Source organism: Aminobacter sp. P4_H6_2, assembly GCF_056400805.1.
Genome location: NZ_JBFUKO010000832.1, coordinates 1 through 1967 on the forward strand (window position 1 = coordinate 1; position 1967 = coordinate 1967).

Annotated in this window: 1 protein-coding gene; it reads left to right on the top strand. The window is 61.4% G+C overall.

All coding sequences use genetic code 11. The features are described 5' to 3' along the window. A partial coding sequence (locus tag AC1DUU_RS30685) for a DNA-directed RNA polymerase subunit beta' (RefSeq protein WP_476787085.1) occupies positions 1 to 1967 on the top strand: 1967 nt, incomplete at both ends.

Below are 1967 nucleotides of genomic sequence, written 5' to 3' on the forward strand. Positions count from 1 at the left end.
GAGAAGCTGGTCGCCGATACCGAGGCGCTCGCCAAGGAATACGAGCAGCAGTACAATGACGGCCTGATCACTCAGGGCGAGAAGTACAACAAGGTCGTCGACGCCTGGGCCAAGTGCTCGGAAAAGGTCGCCGACGAAATGATGGCCCGCATCAAGGCGGTGGAGTTCGAAGACAGCGGCCGTCAGAAGCCGATGAACTCGATCTACATGATGTCGCACTCCGGTGCGCGTGGTTCGCCCACCCAGATGCGTCAGCTTGCCGGTATGCGTGGCCTGATGGCCAAGCCGTCGGGTGAAATCATCGAGACGCCGATCATTTCCAACTTCAAGGAAGGTCTGACGGTTCTCGAGTACTTCAACTCGACCCACGGTGCCCGTAAGGGTCTCGCCGATACCGCTCTGAAGACGGCTAACTCCGGCTACCTGACCCGTCGTCTCGTCGACGTGGCGCAGGATTGCATCGTCAACTCGGTTGATTGCGGCACCGACAAGGGCCTCACCATGCAGCCGATCGTCGATGCCGGCCAGGTGGTCGCTTCGCTCGGCCTGCGTATCCTTGGCCGTACGTCGCTCGACGACATCAACCACCCGGTTACCGGTGATCTGCTGGTCAAGGCCGGCACGCTCATGGACGAACGCGACATCGAGGTGATCGAGAAGGCTGGCGTCCAGTCCGTCCGCATCCGTTCGGCACTGACCTGCGAAGTCAAGGTCGGCGTCTGCGCGGTCTGCTACGGTCGCGATCTGGCACGTGGTACCCCTGTCAACCAGGGCGAAGCTGTCGGCGTCATCGCTGCTCAGTCGATCGGCGAGCCGGGCACGCAGCTTACCATGCGTACCTTCCACATGGGCGGTACCGCACAGGTGGTGGACAGCTCGTTCCTTGAAGCCTCCTATGAGGGCAAGGTCGAGATCCGCAACCGCAACGTGGTTCGCAACTCTGACGRCAACCTTGTCGTGATGGGCCGCAACATGGCGATCCTGATCCTCGACGAAACCGGCAAGGAACGTGCCACGCACCGTGTCACCTATGGTTCGCGCATCTTCGTGGACGATGGCGACAAGGTGAAGCGCGGCCAGCGTGTCGCCGAGTGGGATCCCTATACCCGTCCGATCCTCACCGAAATCGAAGGCCGCGTGGCGTTCGAGGATCTGGTCGACGGCATTTCCGTTCAGGAAACGGCCGACGAGTCGACCGGCATCACCAAGCGTGAGGTCATCGACTGGCGTTCGACCCCGCGCGGCAACGATCTGAAGCCCGCGATCGTCGTTCAGGACGCCAAGGGCAAGGTCGGCAAGCTGTCGAAGGGCGGCGATGCTCGCTTCCTGCTCTCGGTCGAGGCCATCTTGTCGGTCGAGCCGGGTGCGCATGTGCATCCTGGCGACGTTCTGGCGCGTATCCCGATGGAAAGCGCGAAGACCAAGGACATCACCGGTGGTCTGCCGCGTGTTGCCGAGCTCTTCGAAGCCCGCCGTCCGAAGGATCACGCCATCATCGCCGAGATCGACGGTACGGTCCGCTTCGGTCGCGACTACAAGAACAAGCGCCGCATCATCATCGAGCCGCATGACTCGACGCTTGAACCGGTCGAGTACCTGATCCCGAAGGGCAAGCCGTTCCATCTTCAGGACGGCGATGCCATCGAAAAGGGCGACTACATCCTCGACGGCAATCCGGCGCCGCACGACATTCTGGCCATCAAGGGCGTGGAGGCGCTTGCGTCCTACCTCGTCAACGAGATCCAGGAAGTCTACCGGTTGCAGGGCGTGTCGATCAACGACAAGCACATCGAGGTCATCGTTCGTCAGATGCTGCAGAAGGTCGAGATCACCGCTCAGGGCGACTCGGTCTACATCCCGGGCGATCATGTCGACGTCATCGAGTTCGACGAGATCAACGATCGCCTGATCGAGGAAGGCAAGAAGCCTGCCGAAGGTCAGCCGGTTCTGCTCGGTATCACCAAGGC